At 50.3% G+C, this 1,663-nt stretch carries 2 protein-coding genes; one reads left to right on the top strand and one right to left on the bottom strand.

The annotated features are described in order from the left end of the window. The first annotated feature begins 189 nt into the window (after positions 1–189). Positions 190–951 (top strand): ASCH domain-containing protein, encoded by a 762-nt coding sequence (locus MHY08_RS11575; protein WP_239228748.1) that lies wholly within the window; start codon positions 190–192, stop codon positions 949–951. A gap of 227 nt (positions 952–1,178) precedes the next feature. Here MHY08_RS11575 and MHY08_RS11570 read toward each other — a convergent pair. Further along, positions 1,179–1,663 (bottom strand): integrase core domain-containing protein (locus MHY08_RS11570; RefSeq protein WP_239236777.1); only part of this gene is annotated, 485 nt, incomplete at its 5' end.

Raw genomic sequence — 1,663 nt, 5'->3', positions numbered from 1 at the left:
TGCGGCTTCACGCCGGTACTCCGGCGTGTATTTCTTGCGCTGTTGACTCACAATGAACATCCTCTCCTACGGACACAAGATCCGCACAAATAGGGTGTCCACTACTCGAGGGTAACCTCACAGCTCTAACGTCGAATACTTTGGCGGTTTAAGGGATTTTTCCGTGTTATCTGCTGTTAACATGGTTTTATGCTCACTGAATCTGTTCGTTCGCTGTTAAAAGAAACTACCGCCTACGCGCAGCGTTGCACTGATAGCGAAGACCATACAGTGGCTGCCGGATTATTGACTCGTTCGGGGCAGTCGATTTTTGGATTGAATTCCTATCATTTTCTCGGTGGGCCGTGTGGCGAGATTTCCGCTTTGGCTAACCATGCCGCAGTGTGTCCGGATGATCCGGTTGAGGCTGTTGTGGCTGTTTTCGGGCCGAATGGTCAAGTGATTTCTCCGTGTGGGAAATGTCGACAGGTTTTATATGACGTTGATCCTTCGATTCAATGCGTAGTTCGTGGAAGCAACGGGCTCGAGGCGGTTACTGTTGCGGAGTTGCTTCCCTTTGCTTTTGACCCGCGTGAAATTGATGCAAGGCAGAAGATTTTTATGTGGGAGGGCTACGAAAAGGCGATACGCAGTGGGGCGAAGCAACAGACTATTAGGATCGATGATCCGTTTCAGACTGGGCCAGCGCTATTGGTCTTTGAAAAAGAAAACGGGGAGATAGTTAGCTTATCTGCCCAGGTTAAGTCAGTAGTGCCAATGCGGCGAATGGATTTGACTGAGGCGCATGCGCGCAATGACGGATTCAGCTCGCTTGTAGAGCTTCACGAAGCTTTAGACAAGCATTACCCTGGTCTTCGAGACGATGACCTCGCCGATGTGGTGACTTTTGAACTTGAAGCGGATGATCACTCGTCGTCGAATTCGCCTGCGAGGGCTAGTGAATGTAAGTAACAGCCACGATTTTTAGGATGGCGTTGACGCTTGCGGAGATTGTTGCGATATAGGAGCTCGCATGACCGAGAGCAGGGTGGGTAAGCGTCCTGGAATACACAATTTTTTAGTTCAGGTATTGCTCAGGGGGCCGTGCTTCCTCGAATGATTTTTACTGCCTGATATTCTCGCAGTTCGGAAATCGGCCCCCACGTGCGTTTGAAAATGAAGTGCCCTGGATTTTGTTCCTAGGCTTTTGGCTTGATTTCCACTATTTCTTGACTGGGGTGGTGTTCCCAAAATTCGGCTTCTACTTGAGTCGGGGTGTGGTAGCCCAAGCTCTGGTGGAGCCGTGATTCGGTCCACCAGTTGACCCACTCAAACGTCGCGATTTCTACGTCGACCACGTCGGCCCACGAGCGCCTATGGATCAGTTCGTTCTTGTAGGAGCCGTTGACATTCTCCGCCAAAGCATTGTCATAGGAATCACCAACAGTGCCGGTAGACGCAGTAATACCGTGCTCAGCCAAGCGCTCGTTGTAGACGATGCTCACATATTGCAAGCCGTAGTCTAAATGATAAATCAAGCCCGTTGTTTCCTTGGCACACACGATGAGAGTGTCTGATGGTTTGTGTGTGGGAACCGATCCCGCATAAGGAGATAAGCCAGAATGACTACTGTGGCGAGACGAGATCCGGCCGATAAGGCCAAGATTGATGCGATTGAAAAGAA

Origin of the sequence: Corynebacterium sp. ACRPJ, from assembly GCF_022347345.1 — a bacterium.
In the GTDB taxonomy this organism is placed as follows: Bacteria; Actinomycetota; Actinomycetes; order Mycobacteriales; family Mycobacteriaceae; genus Corynebacterium; species Corynebacterium tuberculostearicum_D.
This window is presented reverse-complemented; position numbering and strand designations above follow the sequence as displayed.